At 40.3% G+C, this 22692-nt stretch carries 23 protein-coding genes, 1 pseudogene and 1 CRISPR repeat array; of the genes and pseudogenes, 7 read left to right on the top strand and 17 right to left on the bottom strand.

Annotated elements, in window-relative coordinates:
• Nucleotides 1-11: 11 nt before the first annotated feature.
• Together ACLLO5_RS10740 and ACLLO5_RS10735 are read right to left on the bottom strand one after the other, a co-directional pair.
• A complete protein-coding gene (locus ACLLO5_RS10740) occupies nucleotides 12-338 on the bottom strand; it encodes a 30S ribosomal protein PSRP-3 (RefSeq protein ID WP_266889408.1) in 327 nt (108 codons plus the stop codon).
• 333 nt (nucleotides 339-671) lie between these two features.
• Nucleotides 672-1829: direct repeats of the CRISPR family, unit length 37 nt; unit sequence ATTGCAATTTCTCCTAATCCCTATTAGGGATTGAAAC.
• 73 nt (nucleotides 1830-1902) lie between these two features.
• Nucleotides 1903-2217, bottom strand: coding sequence for a hypothetical protein (locus ACLLO5_RS10735; RefSeq protein WP_413175425.1), 315 nt, complete (start codon nucleotides 2215-2217; stop codon nucleotides 1903-1905).
• A 146-nt stretch (nucleotides 2218-2363) separates the two neighbouring features.
• Here ACLLO5_RS10735 and ACLLO5_RS10730 point away from each other — a divergent pair, with 146 nt between their 5' ends.
• Both ACLLO5_RS10730 and ACLLO5_RS10725 read left to right on the top strand, forming a co-directional pair.
• Nucleotides 2364-3152: a TIGR01548 family HAD-type hydrolase gene (locus ACLLO5_RS10730; RefSeq protein WP_413175424.1), complete on the top strand. Its 789-nt coding sequence runs from the start codon at nucleotides 2364-2366 to the stop codon at nucleotides 3150-3152.
• Nucleotides 3153-3403: 251 nt separating this feature from the next.
• Nucleotides 3404-3904: a dihydrofolate reductase gene (locus ACLLO5_RS10725; protein WP_413175423.1), complete on the top strand. Its 501-nt coding sequence runs from the start codon at nucleotides 3404-3406 to the stop codon at nucleotides 3902-3904.
• Nucleotides 3905-4044: 140 nt separating this feature from the next.
• Here ACLLO5_RS10725 and ACLLO5_RS10720 read toward each other — a convergent pair whose 3' ends face one another.
• The 4 genes from ACLLO5_RS10720 to ruvB form a co-directional block, all read right to left on the bottom strand.
• Complete coding sequence (locus ACLLO5_RS10720) at nucleotides 4045-4845, bottom strand: tetratricopeptide repeat protein (RefSeq protein WP_413175422.1); 801 nt, start codon at nucleotides 4843-4845, stop codon at nucleotides 4045-4047.
• A gap of 214 nt (nucleotides 4846-5059) precedes the next feature.
• Nucleotides 5060-5896 carry an FkbM family methyltransferase gene (locus tag ACLLO5_RS10715; RefSeq protein WP_413175421.1) on the bottom strand — a complete coding sequence of 279 codons (837 nt, stop codon included), beginning with the start codon at nucleotides 5894-5896 and terminating at the stop codon, nucleotides 5060-5062.
• Between the two features lie 149 nt (nucleotides 5897-6045).
• The gene (locus ACLLO5_RS10710; RefSeq protein WP_413175420.1) at nucleotides 6046-6504 is read right to left on the bottom strand and encodes a DUF29 domain-containing protein; all 459 of its coding nucleotides are present in this window, start codon (nucleotides 6502-6504) and stop codon (nucleotides 6046-6048) included.
• Nucleotides 6505-6621: 117 nt separating this feature from the next.
• Nucleotides 6622-7734, bottom strand: coding sequence for a Holliday junction branch migration DNA helicase RuvB (ruvB, locus tag ACLLO5_RS10705; RefSeq protein WP_413175419.1), 1113 nt, complete (start codon nucleotides 7732-7734; stop codon nucleotides 6622-6624).
• Nucleotides 7735-7864: 130 nt separating this feature from the next.
• Here ruvB and hisF point away from each other — a divergent pair, with 130 nt between their 5' ends.
• The gene (gene hisF, locus ACLLO5_RS10700; protein ID WP_413175418.1) at nucleotides 7865-8638 is read left to right on the top strand and encodes an imidazole glycerol phosphate synthase subunit HisF; all 774 of its coding nucleotides are present in this window, start codon (nucleotides 7865-7867) and stop codon (nucleotides 8636-8638) included.
• A gap of 99 nt (nucleotides 8639-8737) precedes the next feature.
• Nucleotides 8738-8929 (top strand): hypothetical protein, encoded by a 192-nt coding sequence (locus ACLLO5_RS10695; protein WP_347605571.1) that lies wholly within the window; start codon nucleotides 8738-8740, stop codon nucleotides 8927-8929.
• Between the two features lie 80 nt (nucleotides 8930-9009).
• Here the strand turns inward: ACLLO5_RS10695 and ACLLO5_RS10690 are convergent, their stop codons facing one another.
• The 4 genes from ACLLO5_RS10690 to ACLLO5_RS10675 form a co-directional block, all read right to left on the bottom strand.
• Nucleotides 9010-9261 carry a hypothetical protein gene (locus ACLLO5_RS10690; protein ID WP_413175417.1) on the bottom strand — a complete coding sequence of 84 codons (252 nt, stop codon included), beginning with the start codon at nucleotides 9259-9261 and terminating at the stop codon, nucleotides 9010-9012.
• Nucleotides 9262-9503: 242 nt separating this feature from the next.
• Entirely contained in the window at nucleotides 9504-10367 is an 864-nt protein-coding gene (locus ACLLO5_RS10685) for a hypothetical protein (protein WP_413175416.1), read from the bottom strand.
• A 165-nt stretch (nucleotides 10368-10532) separates the two neighbouring features.
• Entirely contained in the window at nucleotides 10533-11309 is a 777-nt protein-coding gene (locus tag ACLLO5_RS10680; RefSeq protein WP_413176062.1) for an RNA polymerase sigma factor SigF, read from the bottom strand.
• A 744-nt stretch (nucleotides 11310-12053) separates the two neighbouring features.
• Complete coding sequence (locus ACLLO5_RS10675; protein ID WP_413175415.1) at nucleotides 12054-12887, bottom strand: photosystem II manganese-stabilizing polypeptide; 834 nt, start codon at nucleotides 12885-12887, stop codon at nucleotides 12054-12056.
• A 669-nt stretch (nucleotides 12888-13556) separates the two neighbouring features.
• Here ACLLO5_RS10675 and ACLLO5_RS10670 point away from each other — a divergent pair.
• From ACLLO5_RS10670 to ftsZ, 3 genes are all read left to right on the top strand, one after another.
• Nucleotides 13557-13865, top strand: a complete 309-nt coding sequence (locus tag ACLLO5_RS10670) for a hypothetical protein (protein ID WP_413175414.1) — start codon at nucleotides 13557-13559, stop codon at nucleotides 13863-13865.
• 176 nt (nucleotides 13866-14041) lie between these two features.
• A complete protein-coding gene (locus ACLLO5_RS10665) occupies nucleotides 14042-14959 on the top strand; it encodes a cell division protein FtsQ/DivIB (protein WP_413176061.1) in 918 nt (305 codons plus the stop codon).
• Between the two features lie 847 nt (nucleotides 14960-15806).
• Nucleotides 15807-17093, top strand: a complete 1287-nt coding sequence (ftsZ, locus tag ACLLO5_RS10660) for a cell division protein FtsZ (RefSeq protein ID WP_413175413.1) — start codon at nucleotides 15807-15809, stop codon at nucleotides 17091-17093.
• A 348-nt stretch (nucleotides 17094-17441) separates the two neighbouring features.
• On the opposite strand, the pseudogene ACLLO5_RS10655 reads toward ftsZ, so the two are convergent.
• The 7 genes and pseudogenes from ACLLO5_RS10655 to ACLLO5_RS10625 form a co-directional block, all read right to left on the bottom strand.
• Nucleotides 17442-17618 (bottom strand): annotated as a pseudogene (locus ACLLO5_RS10655) (DUF29 family protein); the annotation flags it as partial.
• Between the two features lie 133 nt (nucleotides 17619-17751).
• Complete coding sequence (locus ACLLO5_RS10650; protein ID WP_413175412.1) at nucleotides 17752-18018, bottom strand: DUF29 domain-containing protein; 267 nt, start codon at nucleotides 18016-18018, stop codon at nucleotides 17752-17754.
• Nucleotides 18019-18044: 26 nt separating this feature from the next.
• On the bottom strand, nucleotides 18045-18491 hold the full coding sequence (locus tag ACLLO5_RS10645; RefSeq protein ID WP_413175411.1) for a DUF29 domain-containing protein: 447 nt from the start codon (nucleotides 18489-18491) through the stop codon (nucleotides 18045-18047).
• Between the two features lie 215 nt (nucleotides 18492-18706).
• Nucleotides 18707-19669 carry a glutathione synthase gene (gene gshB / locus ACLLO5_RS10640; protein WP_413175410.1) on the bottom strand — a complete coding sequence of 321 codons (963 nt, stop codon included), beginning with the start codon at nucleotides 19667-19669 and terminating at the stop codon, nucleotides 18707-18709.
• Between the two features lie 220 nt (nucleotides 19670-19889).
• Nucleotides 19890-20147 carry a glutaredoxin 3 gene (grxC, locus tag ACLLO5_RS10635; RefSeq protein WP_413175409.1) on the bottom strand — a complete coding sequence of 86 codons (258 nt, stop codon included), beginning with the start codon at nucleotides 20145-20147 and terminating at the stop codon, nucleotides 19890-19892.
• A gap of 131 nt (nucleotides 20148-20278) precedes the next feature.
• Nucleotides 20279-22018, bottom strand: coding sequence for a GTPase HflX (gene hflX / locus ACLLO5_RS10630; protein WP_413176060.1), 1740 nt, complete (start codon nucleotides 22016-22018; stop codon nucleotides 20279-20281).
• 134 nt (nucleotides 22019-22152) lie between these two features.
• On the bottom strand, nucleotides 22153-22353 hold the full coding sequence (locus tag ACLLO5_RS10625; RefSeq protein WP_413175408.1) for a hypothetical protein: 201 nt from the start codon (nucleotides 22351-22353) through the stop codon (nucleotides 22153-22155).
• Nucleotides 22354-22692: the final 339 nt, after the last annotated feature.

Raw genomic sequence — 22692 nt, 5'->3', positions numbered from 1 at the left:
CACTAAAACAATCAGGCGCTACCTGTGAAGGCCACTTCAGGAAACTTCAACTGCGCTTCTGCCATCGGGCGATTTCTGCCTTCTTCTTGCCAATAGTTAATCACTTCCGTTGCCTTATTCAGCAACTCAACGCGATCAACATCAGTAATCCAATGTTTGGATTCTAACTCTTTTTTGAGTTCTTCCCAAGCATCATTACGAGGCCAGAAGAAGTATTTAGTTAAGGGACTTGTGCCTTTACCGACAACTTGATCGACTGCTAAGGCCACGTTCTCATCTAACCAGAGAATTTTTAAGATAAATTTCGTCAATCGTACCTCCGGGACAAATCCGGCTATGACTTAATAAGTTTGCGACCCCTTATTGTAACTTAATATCTGCCCAATTGACTAATGAGATTAAATATCAGGTGACAGGTGACAGGTGACAGATATTTTGGAATTTTTGCGCGGCAGGGTGGGTGTAAAAAAACCAGTTGCTGCAAAAATGCCGGAAATCTCCTTCTGGTAAGACTTTCAAGGATTCGCCGCATCAAGACACCCGCGCACCTTACACAGCAAGGGTTTCAGCTATTTTCCCTCTTGACACAATTTCTGAAATGGACTATCATGATACCATCCGCGCAATCGAACCTTGAAAACTACATATATATAGGCTTCCAGCCTCCCGCTATTGCAATTTCTCCTAATCCCTATTAGGGATTGAAACATGATAAGTTTTACCTCGGATTTTCAGCGATCGGTGATCATTGCAATTTCTCCTAATCCCTATTAGGGATTGAAACTGAGTCTGCCTTAAGCTGTCCGTAAATCTTGCAGAATTGCAATTTCTCCTAATCCCTATTAGGGATTGAAACCTTGATGGGTACACCTGCCAGTTGGCTGAGTTTCCCTAGCAAATTGCAATTTCTCCTAATCCCTATTAGGGATTGAAACCATAAAATATATTTCTTCATCCTTCAAAACCTGCCAAAAATATTGCAATTTCTCCTAATCCCTATTAGGGATTGAAACAATGAAGCCGGGTAGAACTTCCCCATAATGCAAGTATTGCAATTTCTCCTAATCCCTATTAGGGATTGAAACGGTCAAATACTCAAATAGTCCAATATGATGATACTGATTGCAATTTCTCCTAATCCCTATTAGGGATTGAAACTTTGCTTTTTCTAAAGCTTCTTCAGGGGTGCTGGCTTCAAATTGCAATTTCTCCTAATCCCTATTAGGGATTGAAACGCAACAAGAGAGAAATCTTGAGTACGTTGCTTTATTGCAATTTCTCCTAATCCCTATTAGGGATTGAAACAATACCGTAGGCAACTTAGCTGGTGGTGCGGCTGCATATTGCAATTTCTCCTAATCCCTATTAGGGATTGAAACGCTTAGAGCCTGTTGAACAGCCTCCATTGCTCCTAATTATTGCAATTTCTCCTAATCCCTATTAGGGATTGAAACGGAAAAAATTACAAGAGGTGGTGAACTTGGTGATACTGAAATTGCAATTTCTCCTAATCCCTATTAGGGATTGAAACAGGCGAGTTTACCAAGAGACCGGAATTTTGCCCCGTATAATTGCAATTTCTCCTAATCCCTATTAGGGATTGAAACTGACCCTCTCATAATCAACCACGGGGAATAACTCATTGCAATTTCTCCTAATCCCTATTAGGGATTGAAACACGCCTTTTTCCTGGGCTAATTGCTTGATTTGTTGGAGTAGTAATTGCAATTTCTCCTAATCCCTATTAGGGATTGAAACCCAAATCCACAAGCATTAATATTTACATTTCTTGATTGCAATTTCAACTAATCCCTATTAGGGATTTAAGCCAGATAAATACCCTTGATAACTTAATAATATAATGGGTTTGTTTCTGAAAAATTTTCAGGAATGCAACCACAACTACGCCATTGGATCATCTCTGCCAATTCCCAATTCTCGCAATCGAAATTTGACATTTTCTGCTTCTATTCCACAGTAGTAAAATTGTTTGCCTTGCAAATTAGCGAGATAGTAACCAGCTTTACCACCACCTGCTCGGAATAATTCAATAATTATTTGCCGCTTAGTGATTCCATATAAAAGCTCAAAATCATTAAAATCAACAGCAAAAGGCAGTTTCGAGTAGAACAGCTTACCAACTTTTATAAACCACTTTCCATCCCGGCACTCAAAAACTCGGTAGTAATCTGGAGTAAAAACCGTAGTGTCTGACATAATAGTATGATTTTGACGGCAAGCATAAGTAATTAATAGTTATTAATTGTTAGCTTTTTGGCTACTGTTAATTAAACCTCAACCCTATCACCTGTTACCTGTCACCTAATCAATTAAAATCCTAAAAACATTAAATTCCCATTACCATGACCAAAAAAGCAAATACAATCATCATTTTCGATATAGATGGCGTAATTCGTGACGTTAGCGGTTCCTATCGTCGCGCCATATCAGACACCGTAGAACATTTTACCGCCCAAGCTTATCGTCCCACACCAACAGACATCGACAACCTCAAATCAGAAGGAATTTGGAATAACGATTGGGAAGCTTCCCAAGAATTAATTTACCGCCATTTTGTCAGCCAAGGCAAAACCCGCACCGAACTACAATTCAATTATCAAGATATTGTCACCTATTTTCAAACTCGTTACCGAGGTACAGATTCAGAAAATTGGAATGGCTATATTTGTAACGAACCTTTATTAGCACAGCCTAGTTATTTTCAAGAACTCACCCAATCTGGAATTGCTTGGGGTTTTTTCAGTGGTGCTACACGGGGTTCTGCTAACTATGTCTTAGAAAAACGCTTGGGTTTACAGTCTCCGATATTAATTGCCATGGAAGACGCACCAGGTAAACCAGACCCTACGGGACTTTTTGCTACTATCAATTTGTTAGAAAATGGCAGTGATAAAAAACAAACGGTAGTGTATGTGGGAGATACGGTAGCAGATATGCACACCGTAGAAAAAGCAAAGGCTTTAGATGATTCTCGGACTTGGTTAGGAGTGGGAGTTTTACCACCTCACGTCCAGGAAACAGCAGCAAGAAGGATTGCTTATACTGAAACTTTGATGAATGCAGGTGCAAAAATAGTGTTTAATAATGTGCAGGAATTAACAATTAAAACAATTCCTAAATCAGAATCGTAAAACTAGTGAGTTGAGTATTTATATTCGCATTTGCAACATCTGACACAGCCTACAAGTGATTTGATTGTGATATTTGTGTAAGTCCTAAGAGAGTGAGGATTAACCGTAGAGAATGGTATTTTCAGTGCGTTATAGCAATGCTTAACGCACTCTACGATTTAGAACCTATTTTTCAAGAATTATATTTTAGTCTCAAAAACGTTAAAATAGTAAGAATAATCACCTATTTCAGAATCAGGAGATTGTTAATTATGGCTCTTATTAGTCTTATTGCTGCTATTTCCGAAAATCGGATTTTAGCTGATTCAAAAAAAGAACATATTCGTGTGGGTATTCCTTGGGATATTCCCAGCGATTTACAACATTTTCAGAACAAAACTTGGAGACATCCTGTAATTTTGGGTCGTAAAAGCTATGCAGCTTTTAATCATCCTTTGCCAAATCGTACAAATATAATCGTTACTAGAAATTCTGATTATAAAGCTCCCGGTTGTCTTGTTTTTCCTTCTCTATCCGAGGCCGTTACATGGGCTAAAATGAGTGAAACGGAGGAAATATTTATTGCTGGTGGTGGAGAAATTTTTGCAGAGGCAATTACATTTGCTAATAAGCTGTATTTAACAATTGTAGAAGGTAATTTTGAGGGAGATGTATATTTTCCTGAGTTTACTAATTTTGGCACGGTCACGAAAGAAGAGTATTCCCAGGACAATGGCTTTCAGTTTAGGTTTGTGGAAATTGAAAGGATTTAGTTAAATTATGAATTAAATTTTGAGTGTTTTTGTTTCAGCCTATTTTTCCCCCTAAATACTCTGCCCCCGTGACCCCCAAACTTGGGGGTAAAATGGGGGATTTGTTGATATTCTCCAGGCTGATACGCTATCAGCAAGCCCTACTGTAGTTTTAAAAACTTGTCTAAGGCTGCTACCATACTGGGTGGCCACCGACGGATATTTGTTACCCAATCCATATCTTTATAGCGTGTATCAAGTCCGTAAGCTGCTACCCAGTTGCTTTCAGCTTCACCTTTTTGTCCTCCTACCCAGTAAGCAGCGGTTAAGGCAGCACGCATATCAGCAAACTTAGGATATTTACGAACAATATTTCGCATTTCTCGGATCGCTTTATCTGTTTGACCAGTTTGATAGAGTGCTAAGGCATAATTAGCACGTGCAAAGGCAAAATTAGGAGCGATTGCTGTAGCTTTTTGGTAATCTGCGATCGCATCTTCCCATCTTCCTACACCTGTTTTGGCGTTACCTCGATTGTTGTACGCCATGGCATCATTGGGATCTAGTTCCAGTACATGATTATAATCTGCGATAGCATCTTCCCATCTTCCCAAACCTTCCAACGCTGTTCCCCGATTTAAATAGGGATCTGTAACATTTGGTGCTAACTCAATCGCTTTGTTATAATCCGTCAGTGCTGCTTCCAAATTATTTTGACTAACGCGAGAATTACCGCGATTACTCCAAGCACCTGCATTAGTAGGAAATTTTTCAATAATCTCTGTCCAATAGCGTTCTGCTGTGACAAAATCACCTTTATTAGTGGCTGCAAACGCCTTATTTGCCAATTCATCCCCTAGTTGTAACTCTTGGGTGGTAATTGGTTGGGATTGTGCCATTACTGGTGTACAAAAGCCAAACATCAGTAATAGACTCAAGAAAATACCAATTATCTTAATCATTTAAGGCTCATTTATGTGCAACAGAATTAATGATATAGCAGTTCCCATACTCGTGAGGTACAAAGTTTTTTAGTTTTAGGGAACTCTTAACAGGGAACAGAGAATAAATTGGTGTGTACTTCATTAGACTGGGAAACGCTATATAGCAAACAACAACTAACAGGGAAGATTTTCCCTGTGATTCTAAAATGATAAAAAATGAACATAATTACTTTTATCTCCAAGCATATAAACTAAAAATATCCGAACCATTCAATATGGCTTCTTGTTCAAACTGAATATTTTCAAATCCTTGTTCTGTCAATAAATCTCTAATAGTATTTACTCTATCATCTATATCATGAACTTCTACAAATACTTGTTTAATCTTGACCCAATCTTCTTTATTAATCCCTGATAATACATCTAATTCACTTTTTTCTACATCTACTTTGAGTAAATCAATTTTTTCAATTTGCGATTCTTGAATAATTTGAGAGACAGTTTTGATTTGACAACTCACCTGTTTACCTTGAAAACCCTTATTTAACTTGTATTTAATCATCATCTCAACTAAAAAAGATGGTAAATTTCTCAAATAACAAATAGGTGGTGGGAAATTTCGCAGATTTGCTATACTCAAATTCTGCCATTTTTCTATTTCTTCTTGATTGATCGGGTATGCTGTAGAACCCACTGACATTTTTGGATAATAGGTAAATGTAAAATGACCAGAATTTTCAGCTAATCCACAATTAAAAACTTTCACATTTTGATAATTAGAATTCTCCTTGATACTCTGCACATTAGCATTTAATACTTCATAAATATCAGGAATGGGTTCAAAGCTATAAATATTAATTTTATCATTGAATTTAGCTGATAACCAAATTGTAAATAATCCAATATTCGCTCCAATATCAAAAACTGTATCACCTGCTTTTAACGCAATGCCATATTTTAAATAATTCTGCACTTCCTGATAAGTTAATTGTACTTCGTCGGGTTGGAGACAAAAAACTTTCATCCCATTATCAAGACGATGTGATTTCATTGAGTTGGCAGTTAACATATATCTATTCGTCACCCAAATTGAACTTGGGAAATTATAATATAAAATTAGCAACCAAGTATCATTTTTTATAGCAAAAAATTACATTATAGAGATTTTACTCCCCAACTCCATGAAAAAACGGCTGAATAGTTACGTTGTCCATGAAATTAGCCTTCCCAGTCTTGAGAAGTATCACACAGGAAATTATCAGTAATGATATCATCAAATAGATAGAGACAACTTGTAGGAAAAGTTCTTAATGGTAAATTAGTTTCCCGCAAAGCTAAATCAATTCCTGCTTCAAAACCATCTAACATGGCTTCTTCTATACGAGATGTTAAACTGGGGTTTTGTCGTAAATGTCTGTGAATAGCACGACGCTGTTCTCTAATTGTTAAAACCCAACTGCGAGAACGATTTTCTGGTTGATATTCCCATTTTAATAAATAACCACTTAATACACCCAAACGACTTACCAATTCTCGATATTCCTGTCTTCCCAAAGCGAGAATTTCTTCTTGTAAATGCTGCCAGTCTAATTCTAAAACTTGCTGTTGTTCTAAAGCTTGAGCTTGTTGTTGTGTCCAACCATAGAAGTCTTGATCATACAAATAAAATTTATCCATAAGCTGATCATTTAATTTACAGTAAGAGTCAGGAGTCAGAAGAAGCAGGGGAGAATATTGATCTTTTGCCTTTTTCCTTCTGTTCCCTATTCCCTTCTTACTGTCACCTGTCACCTGCTATAACAATGACAACTGCTCATTAGGTGGCTTAAAACCCATGTGTTGATAAGCTATTTTTGTTGCGACCCTACCGCGAGGAGTGCGGCTTAAATAACCAATTTGCATTAAATAAGGTTCATAGACTTCTTCAATGGTTTGGGTATCTTCCCCAGTGGCTGCGGCTAAAGTTTCTAATCCTACTGGACCACCATTAAAGTTTTCAATGATGACACTTAACATTTTTCTATCTGTCCAATCTAGTCCAGATGGGTCTACTTGGAATAGTTGTAATGCTTCAGCTGCAATAGGTTGATTAATCTCTGTCAATGATTTAACTTCCGCATAATCACGGACTCTTTTTAGTAACCTATTGGCGATACGAGGTGTTCCCCGTGAACGTTTGGCAATTTCGATAGCGCCTTCTAGATTAACTGGAGTTTGTAATAATTCAGCAGTGCGGAGAACAATTTTACTGAGTTCATCCACTTCATAAAAGCGCAGTTTTTGAATTAAGCCAAAGCGATCGCGCAAAGGTGAACTTAACGCACCAACACGAGTAGTAGCTCCCACCAAAGTAAATTTGGACAACGGTATACTTCTAATTCTGGCACTAGAACCCTTACCTACAGTAATATCCAAGCGATAATCTTCCATTGCCGGATAAAGAATTTCTTCAGTCATCCGCGAAAGTCGGTGTATTTCATCGACAAACAACACATCACCCGGCTTGAGATTAACCAATAACCCAACTATATCCCTGGGACGTTCCAAAGCTGGGGCGCTGGTAATTTTGTAATTAACCCCCATTTCCGAGGCTAAAATCATCGCCATTGTAGTTTTACCCAAACCAGGAGGACCATACAACAACAGATGATCCATCACCTCACCCCTAGACTTGGCGGCTTTAATAGCAATATCTAATACATCCTTTAAATCTTTCTGCCCAATGTAATCAGCAAATCGTTGGGGTCGAATACTCTCTTCTTGCTTACCTTCTTCATCAATAGCCGCTTCTGGTTGCAGTATATTTTCCTGGGGGGGTGCTGGGGAAGGTGCTTTGGCTGACTCCCGCTGCTGCTTTGGTTGTCCGTTGGGTTCTGGAGGCTGTTTTTTTGAGGAGATTATCGCCATAATGTCAGTTGTTAGTTATCAGTTGTCAGTTGTCAGTAGGAAGATGGATATTCTTCCTCAATCACCAATCACCAATCACCTAATTACATTTACAATTTAAATTCCGAGCAAATACGAGGAGTGAAAATTTATGTTGTCTAAAAGAATCTTACCTTGCTTGGATGTCAAGGCGGGAAGAGTTGTTAAAGGAATTAACTTTGTGGATCTCAAGGATGCAGGTGATCCAGTAGAACTGGCCAAGGTTTATAACGAAGCTGGTGCTGATGAGTTAGTGTTTCTGGATATTACAGCGACTCATGAAGACCGAGACACGATTATTGATGTGGTTTACCGGACTGCCGAACAGGTCTTCATTCCATTGACTGTGGGAGGAGGAATTCAATCCTTAGAAAATGTTAAAGGTTTGTTACGAGCCGGCGCTGACAAGGTTAGTATTAATTCTGCGGCAGTCCGCAATCCAGATTTAATTAATCAGGCCAGCGATCGCTTCGGAAATCAGTGTATTGTAGTTGCTATTGATGCTAGGCGCAGACTCAACCCTGAAAACCCAGGTTGGGATGTGTATGTGCGTGGAGGCAGAGAAAATACTGGCATTGATGCCTTATATTGGGCAGAAGAAGTAACAAAACGGGGAGCAGGAGAATTGTTAATTACAAGTATGGACGCAGATGGAACTCAAGCTGGTTATGACCTAGAGTTAACACGAGCGATCGCCCAATCAGTCGAAGTTCCTGTGATAGCCTCTGGTGGTGCAGGAAACTGTGAACACATCCACGAAGCCTTAACCACAGGCAAAGCAGAAGCCGCATTACTGGCATCCCTATTACATTACGGACAATTAAGCGTGGCACAAATTAAAACTTATCTACAGGAACGATCTGTTCCAGTGCGAATCCCTTGTTAATAAAAGATGTAGATATCAATTACATCTCTCCCAGGTTAGACACAGTTACCCAAAACAATGTTAATATTAGTTTACTAGTATTAAGAAATATTAAGAAATATGTTGATTCCTATTTTAATTTTTGATGTGGCGCTGGTAGCCTGGTCGCTACACCTGATGGAGAGAGCCTACGAGAGCAAAGAATTTTCCCTAATGTTAGCTGGTACATTAGTGGCTGTAGCTGCGGCAGCCATGCTAGTAGTTTACTTTTTAATGGGTCACTGTATAAGTTATCTGTTACAGGTGTCTTAAGAAATCAACACAGTTTGCTTACCAGCTGCTGTGAATGAAAAAAGTTCACTCTTGTATACTCCTTATGCGTAAGTCCTCTTTTATTCACAATCAAAACTGCTATAGCGTTTTTGATAGTAAGCTAAAATTTGCTTGAGTCTTTCCTCGTTGGTATTTGCTGTCCATGAAATAGATAAGCCACCAACTTGACTTTGATTGTAATCAAATTCACAAGATGTCTGGGGCATTAAATCCACCTCTACCCCTTCCACTTGACACAAATGCGCTGCTATTTCCTGATATACACTTAAGGGCAAATTAGGAAATTCAATTTCTTTGTGAATCTGTTCCATATCAATAATATAAAACCGGAAATATCCGGTTATTAGATTTTATTTTTTGTTTTTTTTGCAACCTTATATGGCCATCTTAATCAGTCAAAAAAGGTGAAGATCACCTATTTTTCAGATTAATGATCAAGAAAACATCTCAGACCAACATCAACCGTCAGGTTGATTAGGGAGTGGGATGGTTGAGGAATCGTCAGTTTTTGGAAGCCGTAGTCAGTCAACCCAGTCCTCAATCAATTGAGTCATCACAGTGGTGTACCCATTGAAATCGAACTACCAGCAGCAGTCTTTGACGGCTCAGAAGCAGGTGGTTTTTCTCCTACGGCTTTGGCTACTTCAATCCCGTATTGTTCAAAAATGACAATAGGATTAGAACCACCGTTCATTTCAATCCGCTTAATTAAAACACCGTTACCTAATCGTTGTCCTGCTTGGACATAGCGACTTGTTGGTTCATCCGGTACTTTAATAATTGCCTGGGGTTGTCTACCAATTAAAACTATACCACTGACTAAAACTGCTCTTGCGGTTTCAGGCTGTGGTTGTGGTGGTAATACAGGTTTGATGGCTGAATTGGGAAGAGTTTGAGGTAAAACTTTAGGCAAGGGTGAAACTATGGGAGGCTTAGGTTTAGCTCCATTGGAAATTTTTCCCTGAGTCCCACCTGGTTTACCTACTCCATTGGGAGTTGTTGGTGATTGTCCAGCACCAAGTTTTGGTCCTGTTTGTGGTCTTTGGGGAATGGGAAGAGGCGGTAATGTAGGAACTGGCCGCGAGTTGGGAATTGTCAGCGGTGTATTTGTTTGACCGATGGGAGATTTAACAATTTCTGCAAATGGATCGCTTCGTCCTTGTTGGATAATCTGCCGTTGCAAATCTGTATTTGTAGACGGAATTAAGTCAGTACCTCTAGCCACTATAGAGTTTTTAACTGGAGGAGATACCAAAGGACTGGGAAAAGGTGCTGGTGCTGGTGATTTTTGGGCTGTATCTTGGGGAGTTGGAGCAGGAGGAGTGTTAGTCGCTTCTGGTGTTTCTCCACCAATAGTACATCCGGCGATCGCCAACGTTAAAATAGCCGTAGCTGTAATTCGTGTATTTATACCCATTAGCTGTTCTCGAAAGCTATAGGAAAGTTTGCTTGTGGAAATCTACGCACCGGAAATTATCATTCAAGGCGAAGACTGTTTTATTTATAACCTACATTTTGACATTTCGAGGCTGATTTTTAACATTGGCAGACCAGCAAAACCACAGTTTAAGCCTGTGTGCTGTTAATCTTCTCCCACACCCATAAGGTGTTTCAACAAATCCAGTCCTTTTTTAACTCTACGAGACACAGTAACTACACTAATACCTAAATGTTCTGCAACTTGCTTCTGTGTCAAATCTTGCAAAAATACACACTCTAAAACTTCGCGGGTACGATTTTCCAGCTGTACCAGTGCTTGTTGTAGACGAATTTGGTCTTCCTGAGCCAATTGAAAACTGCGGTAATGAGGATCTGGAACTAGTTCACCCAAACAGGTAGCACCTTCTTCTCCGTCTTGTATCGGCACATCAAGACTCAAGGGGGAGCGATTCACCCACGCTAATTTAATTTCCTGCCATTCGCTCACAGAAATTGCCAATGCTGCTGCTAATTCCGCATCAGTAGGTTGGCGGTTATATTTTTCGCGTAAAGAACGGGAAATTCCTATTGCTTGCTGTTGCAGTGCCAACCATCGTCTGGGGATTCGCATAGTCACCCCTTTATCTCGGAGGTAGTGTTGAATTTCCCCACGAATATAAGGAATAGCGTAAGAACTAAAAGCATTTCCTTTAGAAAGTTCAAATTTTTCAATGGCTCTAATCAAGCCCAAACAGCCGACCTGGATCAAATCGTCGTAGCTTTCTTGGCATTGATTAATCCAGTAGTGAGCCTCTTTTCTCACTAGTCCAAAATTTAAGTTCACTAATTGATTGCGGAGGCGTTCTGAGGGACATTGCTGATACTCTCGCAATAACTGGGAAATCTCATGTTTCAGTTCGTTCGTGGCTGTAGTAGGCATGGCACATTGGGGACTAAGCAAATAGTTGAGTGAATTAATCGTTTTTAAACCTAGCCGCTTCGTACTATTTACTGATAAACAACCCTTTTGCATAATCCACAAACGCTATGGCAGGCAAAAACCTACTAGAAAAAGATTTTCTAGGCTGAGTTGAAAATCTAGTGCGATTTTTAACGGAATTGGTCTTTTTGTTATTGAATTAGATTTTGGTATGTTGTAACTTATTCAACTACTACCATAGAATCAAAATATACAATTATGTCCCCAATGTCAAACCGAGATCGTACTTAATTTAACAAACGCAATATGAGATTTACTTATAGGTATTGAGTAATAATATTCATTATTTTTCTGGAATCATAAAACCGATTTGTCAGTAATAGTACGCATTGAAGCCATCAACTTCAAGTGAATTTGTAAAAGCTTCATTGAACTACTGTCTATTCACGGAATAATTCACAGAGGATTACTTAGGAGATGAGGGGGATGAGGGGGATGAGGGGGATGAGGGGGATAGGGGAGAATAATCTATTCTTCCTGATACCATTTCACAAAAAGCCCGATAAAAATCATTAGTTTTTAATTTTTTCCCCCATCTCCCCTGCCCCCCTGCTCCCCTGCTCCCCTGCTCCCCTGCTCCCCTGCTCCCCTGCCCCCCCGACCCTCCTGAATTCCATAAAAAAAACCCAACTGCCCCCTGAAAACAGCAGGGCAATTGAGTTAAATTGTGTTAATCAACAAAATTTAGGCGCGATTAGCTTCTACTCGACCGTAGAATAAACCACGAATTTTGACTTCTTTAGGTTCACCTGCACCTAAATCTGTATCAGAAGGCTGTTCACTCACGAAAGTACCAGCGATTTCTCCAGTAGAGCTATCTATTTTGGCAACTTGTAAAGAAATTTTGCCACTGAGGATTTCTGCACGCTTAACGTTAGTGCGAGTCAAATCTTCATCATCCGCTTGGGCTGGCAAAGCCACAGCATTATCATAACCAGAAACCACACCACGACCTTTGGGATCTAGGAAAGCAGCACCACGATAGGAAGGAACCTTAAAAGTGCCTTCAAAGTCTGTAGAGGTGTTGATACTGGTCAAATTAGGCTGTGTTTGTGCAACCAGGTTTTTGATGGTAAAGAGGAAAGGAACTAGTTCTCCACCAGGAAGTTTGACAGTGATAGCTTGAAAGTCAAGACCATCTTTTTCTACAAAGGTAAGACTATTATCTGGGTTGATTTTTAGGTCGCCTTGTACCTGGTCAATGGTGGAAGTATATCTTGTCAACAATCTGCCAGCTACAAATTCTGCTTCTTGCCGTTTGTTAGCGGGTTCTTCTTTGACAAAGTAATTGGTAGGTTCTAAGCAAAGTTCCTTGATGCTGTATGACTGAGTGCCATCTAGGGCAATAGAACCACGGCTTGTTTCTGACAACTGAGGGCATTTGTTAGCCAAACCAGTGCCTCGAATTTGTTCGTAAGTAAGTAAGTCTCTGCTGTTAGTAGAGGGTGCATCACTACAAGCAGTGATTAGCCCTAAGCATAAAGCTAAGAATGCAACGATTAAAGCGCGATACCTCATGGTCAACCTCAATGTCAAAAATTAATATCTAAAGTTGTCAACAAAAAGAATACAGGAGTATGGCTTACACCACGATCTGCCAAGGAGTTCTAATCGGATATAAAAAAGCTAACTAATGGTAATAAAAGCCAGCTTTTTCTTCCTGCTTCTTCCTGGAAGTGTCGGCACGATCCAGTCCACAGGCTAAAACGGTCAATCTAACCGCTTCTTTACTTAGATTGAGCGCATTATCTTGAGGAGTAGCAAGGGGGTTTTGCTGTTGGCAACAGCGGCGTTGCCCAAGATATTTTGTATTATGTATGTATGTGCTACCACTACGTAAAGCCCATTTTTTAATTGGGAAATCAGCCAGATCATACGATTTTTTTTAACTCAAAATCAAAACACTCTGATTGGAAACAAGAACTTATTGATCCCATTTAGCTGTAATGGGGTTTGTCTTGCACGTCATGGCTTGGTTTTAGAAGCGATCGCAATAATTTTTGAGGAACAATAGAAGATGACTGGGATGGTGGGGAAGAATTACCAACGACCAGCCTAAACTGGATCACTAGTACAGGTTGGTGGAAATAAATCACCTATTCCAGAATCAGTACCTTTTTGCTGTAAAGACTTTCTGGCTAATCTTAGGTAAATTTGAGTTTAGCCTGTATATATGGAGAAATGTGCATGAGCAATAATAAGAATTCTGAATTCGAGCAACGGACAGATAAGTTACAGGTGATCACAGATGTCGTCAAAGATGCCGCTGAAGTTTGCCAAGGAGATGTAACGGCGCTGTTAGCTTTGTTGCGGCAGTTAGAAAAGTTACATAGAGAGATTCGTGATGGAATATTTCAAGATAGTTTGCCAGATAACCGTCAAAGACTTTACTCACTTCTCAAAAATATTGAGTCTGAAGGGGGTTGGCCTTATATTGAACGTATGCGATTACAATCATTTCTAGTAAATTTGCCTGTAGAAGTTGGCGACAAATAATCTGTGATCAAAAACCATAATCATCCGCTTAATAGTGATAATTTCTGGAAATGGTAGGTGTTAGGGTCTTAACCAAGGGAGTAGGGGAGTAGGGAGAATATTTATCTTTCTTTTGTCTTTTGCTGATGAATAATAGTTAATGACCAATGACTAATGACCAAATAAAAGGGGTTTTAATGGCTGGTATAGTCTCAATTTCCCGCAAGGATTTAGCCCAGAGGCGTAAAAAATTACGTCGGCAACGGCAGATGAAAATTATCCAGACTATTTGGCGAACATTGGCCGTGAGTGGTCTAGCAGGTGGATTACTCTGGCTGATTATCCAACCAATGTGGGTGCTAAAAGCTCCTACACAAATAGTCATGACATCGGGTCATCAATTGTTATCTGAGCAGACAATTCAGTCGCTGCTGGTGCTATCTTATCCCCAATCCTTGTGGCGAATTGAACCTTCTGCTATTGCCGAAACATTGGAACAACAACCTGCGATCGCAAAAGCAACTGTCAGTCGTCGTTTGTTTCCCCCTGGTTTAGTCATTGAAATCCAGGAAAGATTTCCAGTGGCAATCACTCACACCCTCCCGTTATCAGAAACAACCACCTGCAATACTCAACCCCAATCCTCAGATAAATCTGCTGCAAAACCAACACCACCATGTCTGCAAAATAGTAGTTCTCAGAGAAAACAGACTGATGTGGCTTTACTAGATGCCAGCGGGGCTTTGATCCCCCTGGAAAAATACACTTCCCTAAATCCTACTGGTAAATTACCCAGTCTTAAAGTTGTGGGTTCACCAGAACAATACCGCCCTTACTGGACTCAAATTTATCAAGCTATCAGTCAAAGTTCTGTGAAAGTCATAGAAATTGATTGTCAAGATCCCACAAATTTAATATTGAAGACCGAACTAGGAAATGTGCATCTTGGTGTACCCAATGCCCAACTACCTCAAAAAATCAAGGTACTGGTTCAAATGCGGCATTTACCTGCAAAATTTAATCCTGGACAGATAGCATATATTGATCTGAAAAACCCTGACTCTCCATTAGTACAAGTGAATCAAATAAAGCGGATTAACTCCCCAGATCCCTAGTCAACTCTTGCTTGTTTGAGGAAATCAACAAGTTTTCTACGGATAAAAATATTTGTTAGTTTTACAGATAAGCAGTCACGCTTTTAAAACAAACATTGATATTGCCAAACATTAAGTTTTTCCGCCTTCAAGCTAAAAGAGTAGACAGTAGAAGGCAAAATTTGGATCTATAAGGTGCAACCATCTGTGATAGTGACATTTACTAACCATCTGAAAATAACGCAGATAAAATTTAGCATCATGTATCTTTACAACTACTCTGGTTTGTTGAGAATTTAGAGTGTAGAGTTGCTTTTACTCTGCTAAGGTGTATAAGAAATACTTTCATCTGTGGATGAGAATCAACTCTAAAATCAGACAAAATGCCTTTTTTAAGTATTTTAAGTCATAGAAAGGCACAAATTATACAATAAAAACAAAAAAAAGCAGTAACTAATCCAGAGAAGGAGAAGCAAATTTGTAAAATTGATCACTAACGAGAATTTTCGGTAGAAATAGTGGGAGGATATTGAGCATAACTTTAACAAAGACATACGGGGACAAACCAGCAACGTAGCATTGAAAATATTAATGTCTAGATCAAGTTATATAGACCGTTATTCGGACAATGCTAGGTATACTTTTCTAGAATTAGTTATGCGATTATTGCCTCTGGCACTGCGCTCTGCGCGATCGCCCAAGTTTAACACTGATTCGATAGCTAATTATCTCACATCCAATCCTGTTGGATTAGGAAGCAAAGAGAACAATAGAAAACAGTGCCAGAGATTGTGCCAGTGTCAAAATATTGTTGACTCTTAAGTAAAGAAAACTCGAAAAAGTCGTTTATCTACCTTTCACAAATCCAATGACACTTGATAATAACCAAGAGCTTACCTATAAAAATTCCCAAACCGTGGGACAGCCAGGGTTATCTTTGGCAGTTAATTCCAACAACCCCTTTGGTAGTTCTGGGCTGAACTTCGGACAAAGTAATGATAGTAAAAAGATGGTTGAAAACAGCCGCATTGGTGAAATTGTTCCTGGACGAGTCGCCAATATTAAAGTGATTGGTGTCGGTGGTGGCGGCGGAAATGCTGTTAACCGCATGATTGAATCTGATGTCTCTGGGGTTGAGTTTTGGTCAATTAATACCGATGCCCAAGCTCTTACCTTAGCTGGCGCTCCCAGTCGATTGCAAATCGGACAGAAGCTGACAAGGGGTTTAGGTGCAGGGGGTAATCCTGCCATTGGTCAAAAGGCAGCAGAAGAATCTCGCGATGAGATTGCTACGGCTTTAGAAGGTGCAGACCTGGTATTTATCACCGCCGGTATGGGAGGTGGCACTGGTACGGGTGCAGCCCCAATTGTGGCAGAAGTGGCCAAAGAAATGGGTGCTTTGACTGTGGGTGTAGTTACTCGGCCATTTGTGTTTGAAGGACGACGACGCACCACCCAAGCTGAACAAGGAATTGAAGGATTAAAGAGTCGGGTAGATACCTTGATCATTATCCCCAATAACAAGCTGTTGGAAGTGATTCCTGAACAAACACCAGTACAAGAAGCATTTCGCTACGCTGATGATGTCCTGCGTCAAGGGGTGCAAGGTATTTCTGATATCATTACGATCCCTGGTTTAGTTAATGTTGACTTTGCTGATGTACGTGCAGTCATGGCAGATGCAGGATCAGCATTGATGGGAATTGGTGTGAGTTCTGGCAAATCTAGAGCCAGAGAAGCGGCGATCGCCGCGATTTCTTCACCATTATTAGAATGCTCGATTGAAGGCGCAAGAGGAGTTGTTTTCAACATCACTGGTGGTAGCGACTTGACCCTACATGAAGTAAACGCTGCGGCAGAAACAATTTATGAAGTAGTTGATCCCAATGCCAATATTATTTTTGGCGCAGTAATTGATGACCGACTACAAGGAGAAGTCAGAATTACCGTGATTGCCACTGGCTTTACAGGTGAAATCCAAACCGCACCACAACAAACCGTGGCAAATGTTAGACCTGTAACTCCTACAAATACCAGGAAACCAACACCACAACCAACTGTTAATCAACCAAATCCAACTCCAGAACCCAAGGAAAAACCAGCATTAGATATTCCTGATTTTCTCCAACGGCGACGCACACCACCTAAAAATTAAGTGATTGTAGATTTGAGATTTTAAATTAAGTTTGCAGTCTCAGTTCTAGGTTTTGTGCTGTATACAATTTCTTAGTTTTAGGGTTTATCACCAGAATAGGGGTTGGCAACTGAAGTGCTGACCCCATATTTTGTCTGTTTATTTTTGTATTTAGGACTTTCTGATAATGAAGAGCTAAATTTATTAAAAATCTGTTCATTTGCTGGATTTATAAAGTCTGACGCACCCTACTAATATGCTGTTTTTCCAACAACAGTGAACAATAATCTATTCGTCTAGTTATTGTGGGGTTGGCATCTTGCCCACCAGAGTATGCTTGCGGGGAGGAGGTTTAGTATGAAACAGTTATTAAATAAAATAATCATCAACATTAACATCCAAAACATCCGATTTAGTAAAAGGACATAATTCAGGAAAAGTAGTTAAAGCGAGTTGAGTTTCAACAGCAGCAGCTTTACAAGCTTCTTGGTAACATTCATCAAATACAGCATCAAAATGACGTTTGAGACTAGGACTATTTTTAAAGGTTTTGTTTACAGGACTTACGCAACTGGCATATTAGTAGGGTGCGTCAAACTTCATAAATCCTGCAAATAAACAGATATTTGATATCTGACGCACCATAAAATAGATGTTTGGTGTGACACTTGCGTAAGTCCTAGTTTAATCTGCGAGAGTGTTCAATAATCGTATAAGACCAACTAGGAGAGCGTTTTTCTGATTGATATTTCCATTTGAGTAAATGTTGTAATACGCGAATTAGATTACTTTCTAAAGCATCTTTTTCTTTGCGACTCATCCCTTCAATTTCTTCAAGTAAATTCTCAATATCTAATTGTTCTAATTTGCCTTCTTTCAGTAAAATAGCCGTTTGTTCTAACCAGAGATTAAAGTCAGTTTCGTAGAGGGTTTTTACAGTTAACATGGTATAAATACTCCTAGAAATAGCAATTAGGGATAAAAATCTAAATCGAAAATTTCAGCTTGAGATAAAGGGCAAGATTCAGGAAAAGCATCAAGAGGTAATTTAGTTTCCTTACTTGCAGATTTTCGAGCCATTACATAACATTTATCAAAAACTGTAGCTAGATAATTTTTCTCTAAACTAGGGCTATCTTCAAAAATAAATAAGATTTGACGACGTTGTTCATCAATAGTAGATAGCCAACTATTAGATTGATTTTCTGGTTGATATTTCCATTTTAGTAAATGCATTAATAAAATGATTAATCTATTTTGTAATTCTCGTTTATCACTTTTACCCATTGCTTCAATTTCTTCAATGAGACTTTCTAAATCTAATTGATTAAAATTTTGTTCACGTAAATGCTGTAATGTAGTTTCTATCCATTGTTGATAATCAGTTTCATATAATGTAGGTTTTATATCTATTTTCATTGTCAAATCCTCTTAGAAACAACAGATATATCTATTATTCAATAATGCGGAATAAATGAGAAAGCTTATACCAATTATACCAACTAAATATTTATTTAGCTTGGTTAGAGTCATGGCTAAACTTCCTCATACCTCTCTGACTGCTATTGCTATTACTTTTTTAGTTATCCAATTTTACCGAATCAAAATAACTTTTCCTGTTACCTGTTTCGTGCTTATACCTGCTGTTCTAGCCATTGAATGACCTGATGAGCAAGGTGAGTACCATCTAGGCGATCAATTTCCCGAATTCCTGTAGGACTGGTGACATTGACTTCTGTGAGGTAGCCACCAATAACATCAATACCAACGAAAATTAAACCGTCTTCGCGTAATTTGTTTGCTAATAAAGCACAAATTTCCTGCTCTCTGGGTGTAATCTCCGTTTTAGCAACAGTACCGCCTGTAGCCATATTATTGCGAAAATCACTACCACTGGAGAGACGATTGAGCGCCCCTATAGGTTCACCATTGAGCAGGATAATTCGCTTATCTCCCTCTTTTGCAGCTGGTAAATAGTTTTGAACCATCACTGGTACTCGACCTTGGAGGGTACTTAGTTCGACTATCGAGTTAAAATTGCGATCGCCTGATTGCAAAAATAAAATCCCCTCCCCAGCTTTATTCCCCAGTGGTTTGAGAACCGTTGCACCCTTGGCCTCTACAAATTGGCGGATCACCTGTTTATCAGCACTGACAATTGTTTCGGGAATACATTGGCTAAACTGGAGAGCATACATTTTTTCATTTGCGGCTCTAATCCCATTGGGATTATTAATCACCAAGGTTTTATTTTGGTCAATATAATCCAGAGTGTAAGTTGCATATAAATAAGCATCATTAACTGGTGGATCTGTCCGCATAAAGACAGCATCCATAGTTTCTAAGGGGGTGAAAGAGCGTTCTCTCAAGCTATACCAAGGATTTGCCGCTATCCAACGCCCCTCCACCAACTCCACTGGTACAAGTTCCACCTGCTGAAGCAAAGCCCAAGCTTTTCCTTCCACTACACTCAACAGGTTTGTCTGTGTCACCCAAACTTCATGTCCTAGTTGTTGTGCAGCTTCCATAAGAGCAACACTAGTATCATGACCAGGGTCAAGCTGATGGATAGGATCAATAATAAAAGCCAGTTTCACCCTCTTTACCTCAATACCTGGAAATGTAATTGTTATTAAGTTTAGTTGATTTTTTGAGTGAGATTACTGCTTACTGCTATCAATCCTCACCAATAATTTCGTGATCGTACAAGCCCCCAGATTTATCCGTGTCATCAATCCAAAATCCAAAATCAAGGCTGGATGAGGGGCAAAATCCGCCCCAGAATTCCCGTCACCGGAATATTTTAACTAGACACTATTAAGCTAGTAGTGGGTCTAATTTACCCTGACGATCCAAAGCATAAATATCGTCACAACCACCAATGTGTTCATCATTGATAAAAATTTGAGGTACAGAACGTCTACCATTTGCTTTTTCAGCCATTTTACTTCTGGCTACCTCATCTCCATCAATGGTATATTCGAGGAAATCAACTCCCTTATTTCTCAGTAAGTTTTTGGCACGAATACAAAATGGGCAAGTAGTCCAAGTGTAAATTTCTACTTTTGCAGTCATAATATTCTGATTTTGAATAAATACTTTTCAATTTTAACCAAAACTAAAAAATACTCTTATTGTCACCAATGGGTTTTGGCAGGGGCATGGGGCATTAGATATTTTTCCTACACCCCACACCCTGTTTTCAGTTAACAATCGTCGTCTACAGCATATTGAATCAACTGGGATAGACGCTGGCGTAAGGTTTCCAACCCTAAACGCTGACTGGCAGAAATAAACACCGCCAGAGGAAATTCTTCCCTTGCTAAAGCCAGGGCTTCGCTATCGACTTGATCGATTTTGTTAAATACAACCAACGCCGGACCCGGAGTTATGGGCATTTGAGCGAGAATATCCCGAACTGAACGAATGTGACTCAACCAAGCAGGATGGGATAAATCCACTAAATGAATGAGGGCATCTGCTTCTGTTACTTCCTCCAAGGTGGCGCGGAAGGCATCCATTAAGGAGTTAGGTAACTCGTGAATAAACCCTACTGTATCCGTAATTAGGGTTTCCTGTGGTTCGTTTGTATCCGCATGGGGAATAATTAGGCGGCGTGTGGTGGGGTCGAGTGTGGCAAAAAGTTGGTCGGCTGTATAAACTTCGGCGTTAGTGAGGGTATTGAGCAAGGTAGACTTGCCAGCGTTGGTATAACCCACTAAGGCAACTGAAGGAACTTCCCGATGTTGTCGCCGTTGACGTAACCGACAACGATGTGCTTGCAATTGGTTAACTTCTTGTTGCAATCGAGATATACGCTTTTGAATTGCTCGCCGTTCCGTTTCCAGTTTGGTTTCACCAGGTCCACGGGTCCCTATCCCACCCCCTAGCCGGGACATACTTCTACCTCTGCCGGTGAGTCGTGGCAGCATATATTCCAACTGTGCTAGTTCGACTTGTAATTTACCTGCACCAGATTGAGCGCGTTGGGCAAAGATATCTAAGATTACTTCTGTGCGGTCAACAACTCTGACACCTATTTGCGCTTCTAGGTTGCGGACTTGAGCGGGTGACAGGTCGCGGTCAAAAACCACAAGATTGGCTCCCAGGGTTTGGGCTGTGAGGGCTACTTCTTGGACTTTGCCTTCACCAATGACAGTTTGGGGATGAATGCGCGATCGCTTTTGTTGTAGCGTCTGCAAGACATCTCCACCGGCTGTATCTACTAACCGCGCTAGTTCTAGTATGGTGTCTTGGAACTGTTGGGAAGTCATCTTATCTGTTAATACCCCAACGATGACGACGCGATCATGGTCAGCGTCTACTTCCTGGGCGATATATTCCCGACTGAATTCTGCTTCTAGACTTTCCACCAAGTCCAGAAAATCCTGGTCGGCGATCGCATCTAAACTTAGAGGTGGCGATACGCTGGAATATAGGTTTGCGTCTGGGATGGTGATTCCCGATGATTGAGTTAAAACCAATTGTTTGCTATTGGCTAACAAATGAGCTAAATAAGCTTCTTTGACGTACCCAGTTGAACCCCCACCCCTTCTAGTAAATCCCGTGCCGGTAATATTGAGAACTACTAGGGCATCTAACCGTTGTAGCGCCATCGCTGTCAGTGCTGCCTCATTTGGTGGTTCTGCCTTGAGATGGGTAGCTATACAACGGATACCGCTCAGACGTTCTGCACCGTAACGGGGCAGTTCTAGAGGTGGAATTTGGGTTTGACGTGGAGTGCCTACCCCCACCCGGATGACTTGTCCGCGACGGTTGAGGTAGGCACATATAGGCTGATTTAATTCCGTGCTAATTGCAGCCAGACGTTGGGCGAACTCTGGTGTGGTAATGCGATCGCCCGATATACGCTGGTGGTACAGCCGCTGTAGTTGTTTCAGCTGGCTGGACTTTAAACCTTGGAGATTTCCGAAGATAGTCTCTATAGGCGTTTCTGACCAGTAAACTGGCCCCCCCTAATCTTTCTATATGTTCTATATGTTTATTTTACAACAAGGTTTGGGTTGGACACTCTATCTTTTAGGAGATGATCCAAAATGCAACGGTGTCAGGTGGTAAACTATGGATCTTCTGGAAATACCCATTTTGGTGGTTCCATCATTTTTTTCTTCAGTCTCTCTTCAGCCATTTCTAGCATTTTGTCTAAAGAAGTCTCTTCGATAAACTTAGAAACGGCTTCTCTAGATTCGATATTCGGACATTTATCACCTAAAACACACCCGTTAACGCAAGCTTCAGCGCAGTTAATTGTTTGCTCCACAGTGAATTCCCTCTCTCAAGTACGGCGTTATTATTGTTAATTAACCCTTTAGATAAATATTACTATTACTATTAACGTTGTAGGTCAGTTATCACTGTCACCTGTCGGAGTAAGTCAGGAGTTACAGGAGTTCAGGAGTCAGGAGTCAGGAGTCAGGAGTCAGGAGTCAGGAGGAAGAAGAAAGAAGGAAAAAAGAAGGAAAAAGAAGGGATTAATCTTTCTCCCTGCTCCCCTGCTCCCCTGCTCCCCTGCTCCCCTGCTCCCCTGCTCCCCTGCCCCCTGCTCCCCTGCTCCCCTGCTCCCCTGCTCCCCTGCTCCCCTGCCCCCTGCTCCCCTGCT

The sequence above is a fragment of the Anabaena azotica SJ-1 genome, assembly GCF_047275885.1.
In the GTDB taxonomy this organism is placed as follows: Bacteria; Cyanobacteriota; Cyanobacteriia; order Cyanobacteriales; family Nostocaceae; genus Trichormus_B; species Trichormus_B azotica_A.
This window is presented reverse-complemented; position numbering and strand designations above follow the sequence as displayed.

Bases quoted from the DNA above. Each gene is read 5' to 3' on its own strand.
- ACLLO5_RS10735 (WP_413175425.1), bottom strand. From the start codon at position 2,217: ATGTCAGACACTACGGTTTTTACTCCAGATTACTACCGAGTTTTTGAG.
- ACLLO5_RS10730 (WP_413175424.1), top strand. From the start codon at position 2,364: ATGACCAAAAAAGCAAATACAATCATCATTTTCGATATAGATGGCGTA.
- ACLLO5_RS10725 (WP_413175423.1), top strand. From the start codon at position 3,404: ATGGCTCTTATTAGTCTTATTGCTGCTATTTCCGAAAATCGGATTTTA.
- ACLLO5_RS10720 (WP_413175422.1), bottom strand. From the start codon at position 4,845: ATGATTAAGATAATTGGTATTTTCTTGAGTCTATTACTGATGTTTGGC.
- ACLLO5_RS10715 (WP_413175421.1), bottom strand. From the start codon at position 5,896: ATGTTAACTGCCAACTCAATGAAATCACATCGTCTTGATAATGGGATG.
- ACLLO5_RS10710 (WP_413175420.1), bottom strand. From the start codon at position 6,504: ATGGATAAATTTTATTTGTATGATCAAGACTTCTATGGTTGGACACAA.
- ruvB (WP_413175419.1), bottom strand. From the start codon at position 7,734: ATGGCGATAATCTCCTCAAAAAAACAGCCTCCAGAACCCAACGGACAA.
- hisF (WP_413175418.1), top strand. From the start codon at position 7,865: ATGTTGTCTAAAAGAATCTTACCTTGCTTGGATGTCAAGGCGGGAAGA.
- ACLLO5_RS10695 (WP_347605571.1), top strand. From the start codon at position 8,738: ATGTTGATTCCTATTTTAATTTTTGATGTGGCGCTGGTAGCCTGGTCG.
- ACLLO5_RS10690 (WP_413175417.1), bottom strand. From the start codon at position 9,261: ATGGAACAGATTCACAAAGAAATTGAATTTCCTAATTTGCCCTTAAGT.
- ACLLO5_RS10685 (WP_413175416.1), bottom strand. From the start codon at position 10,367: ATGGGTATAAATACACGAATTACAGCTACGGCTATTTTAACGTTGGCG.
- ACLLO5_RS10680 (WP_413176062.1), bottom strand. From the start codon at position 11,309: ATGCCTACTACAGCCACGAACGAACTGAAACATGAGATTTCCCAGTTA.
- ACLLO5_RS10675 (WP_413175415.1), bottom strand. From the start codon at position 12,887: ATGAGGTATCGCGCTTTAATCGTTGCATTCTTAGCTTTATGCTTAGGG.
- ACLLO5_RS10670 (WP_413175414.1), top strand. From the start codon at position 13,557: ATGAGCAATAATAAGAATTCTGAATTCGAGCAACGGACAGATAAGTTA.
- ACLLO5_RS10665 (WP_413176061.1), top strand. From the start codon at position 14,042: ATGGCTGGTATAGTCTCAATTTCCCGCAAGGATTTAGCCCAGAGGCGT.
- ftsZ (WP_413175413.1), top strand. From the start codon at position 15,807: ATGACACTTGATAATAACCAAGAGCTTACCTATAAAAATTCCCAAACC.
- ACLLO5_RS10650 (WP_413175412.1), bottom strand. From the start codon at position 18,018: ATGTTAACTGTAAAAACCCTCTACGAAACTGACTTTAATCTCTGGTTA.
- ACLLO5_RS10645 (WP_413175411.1), bottom strand. From the start codon at position 18,491: ATGAAAATAGATATAAAACCTACATTATATGAAACTGATTATCAACAA.
- grxC (WP_413175409.1), bottom strand. From the start codon at position 20,147: ATGACTGCAAAAGTAGAAATTTACACTTGGACTACTTGCCCATTTTGT.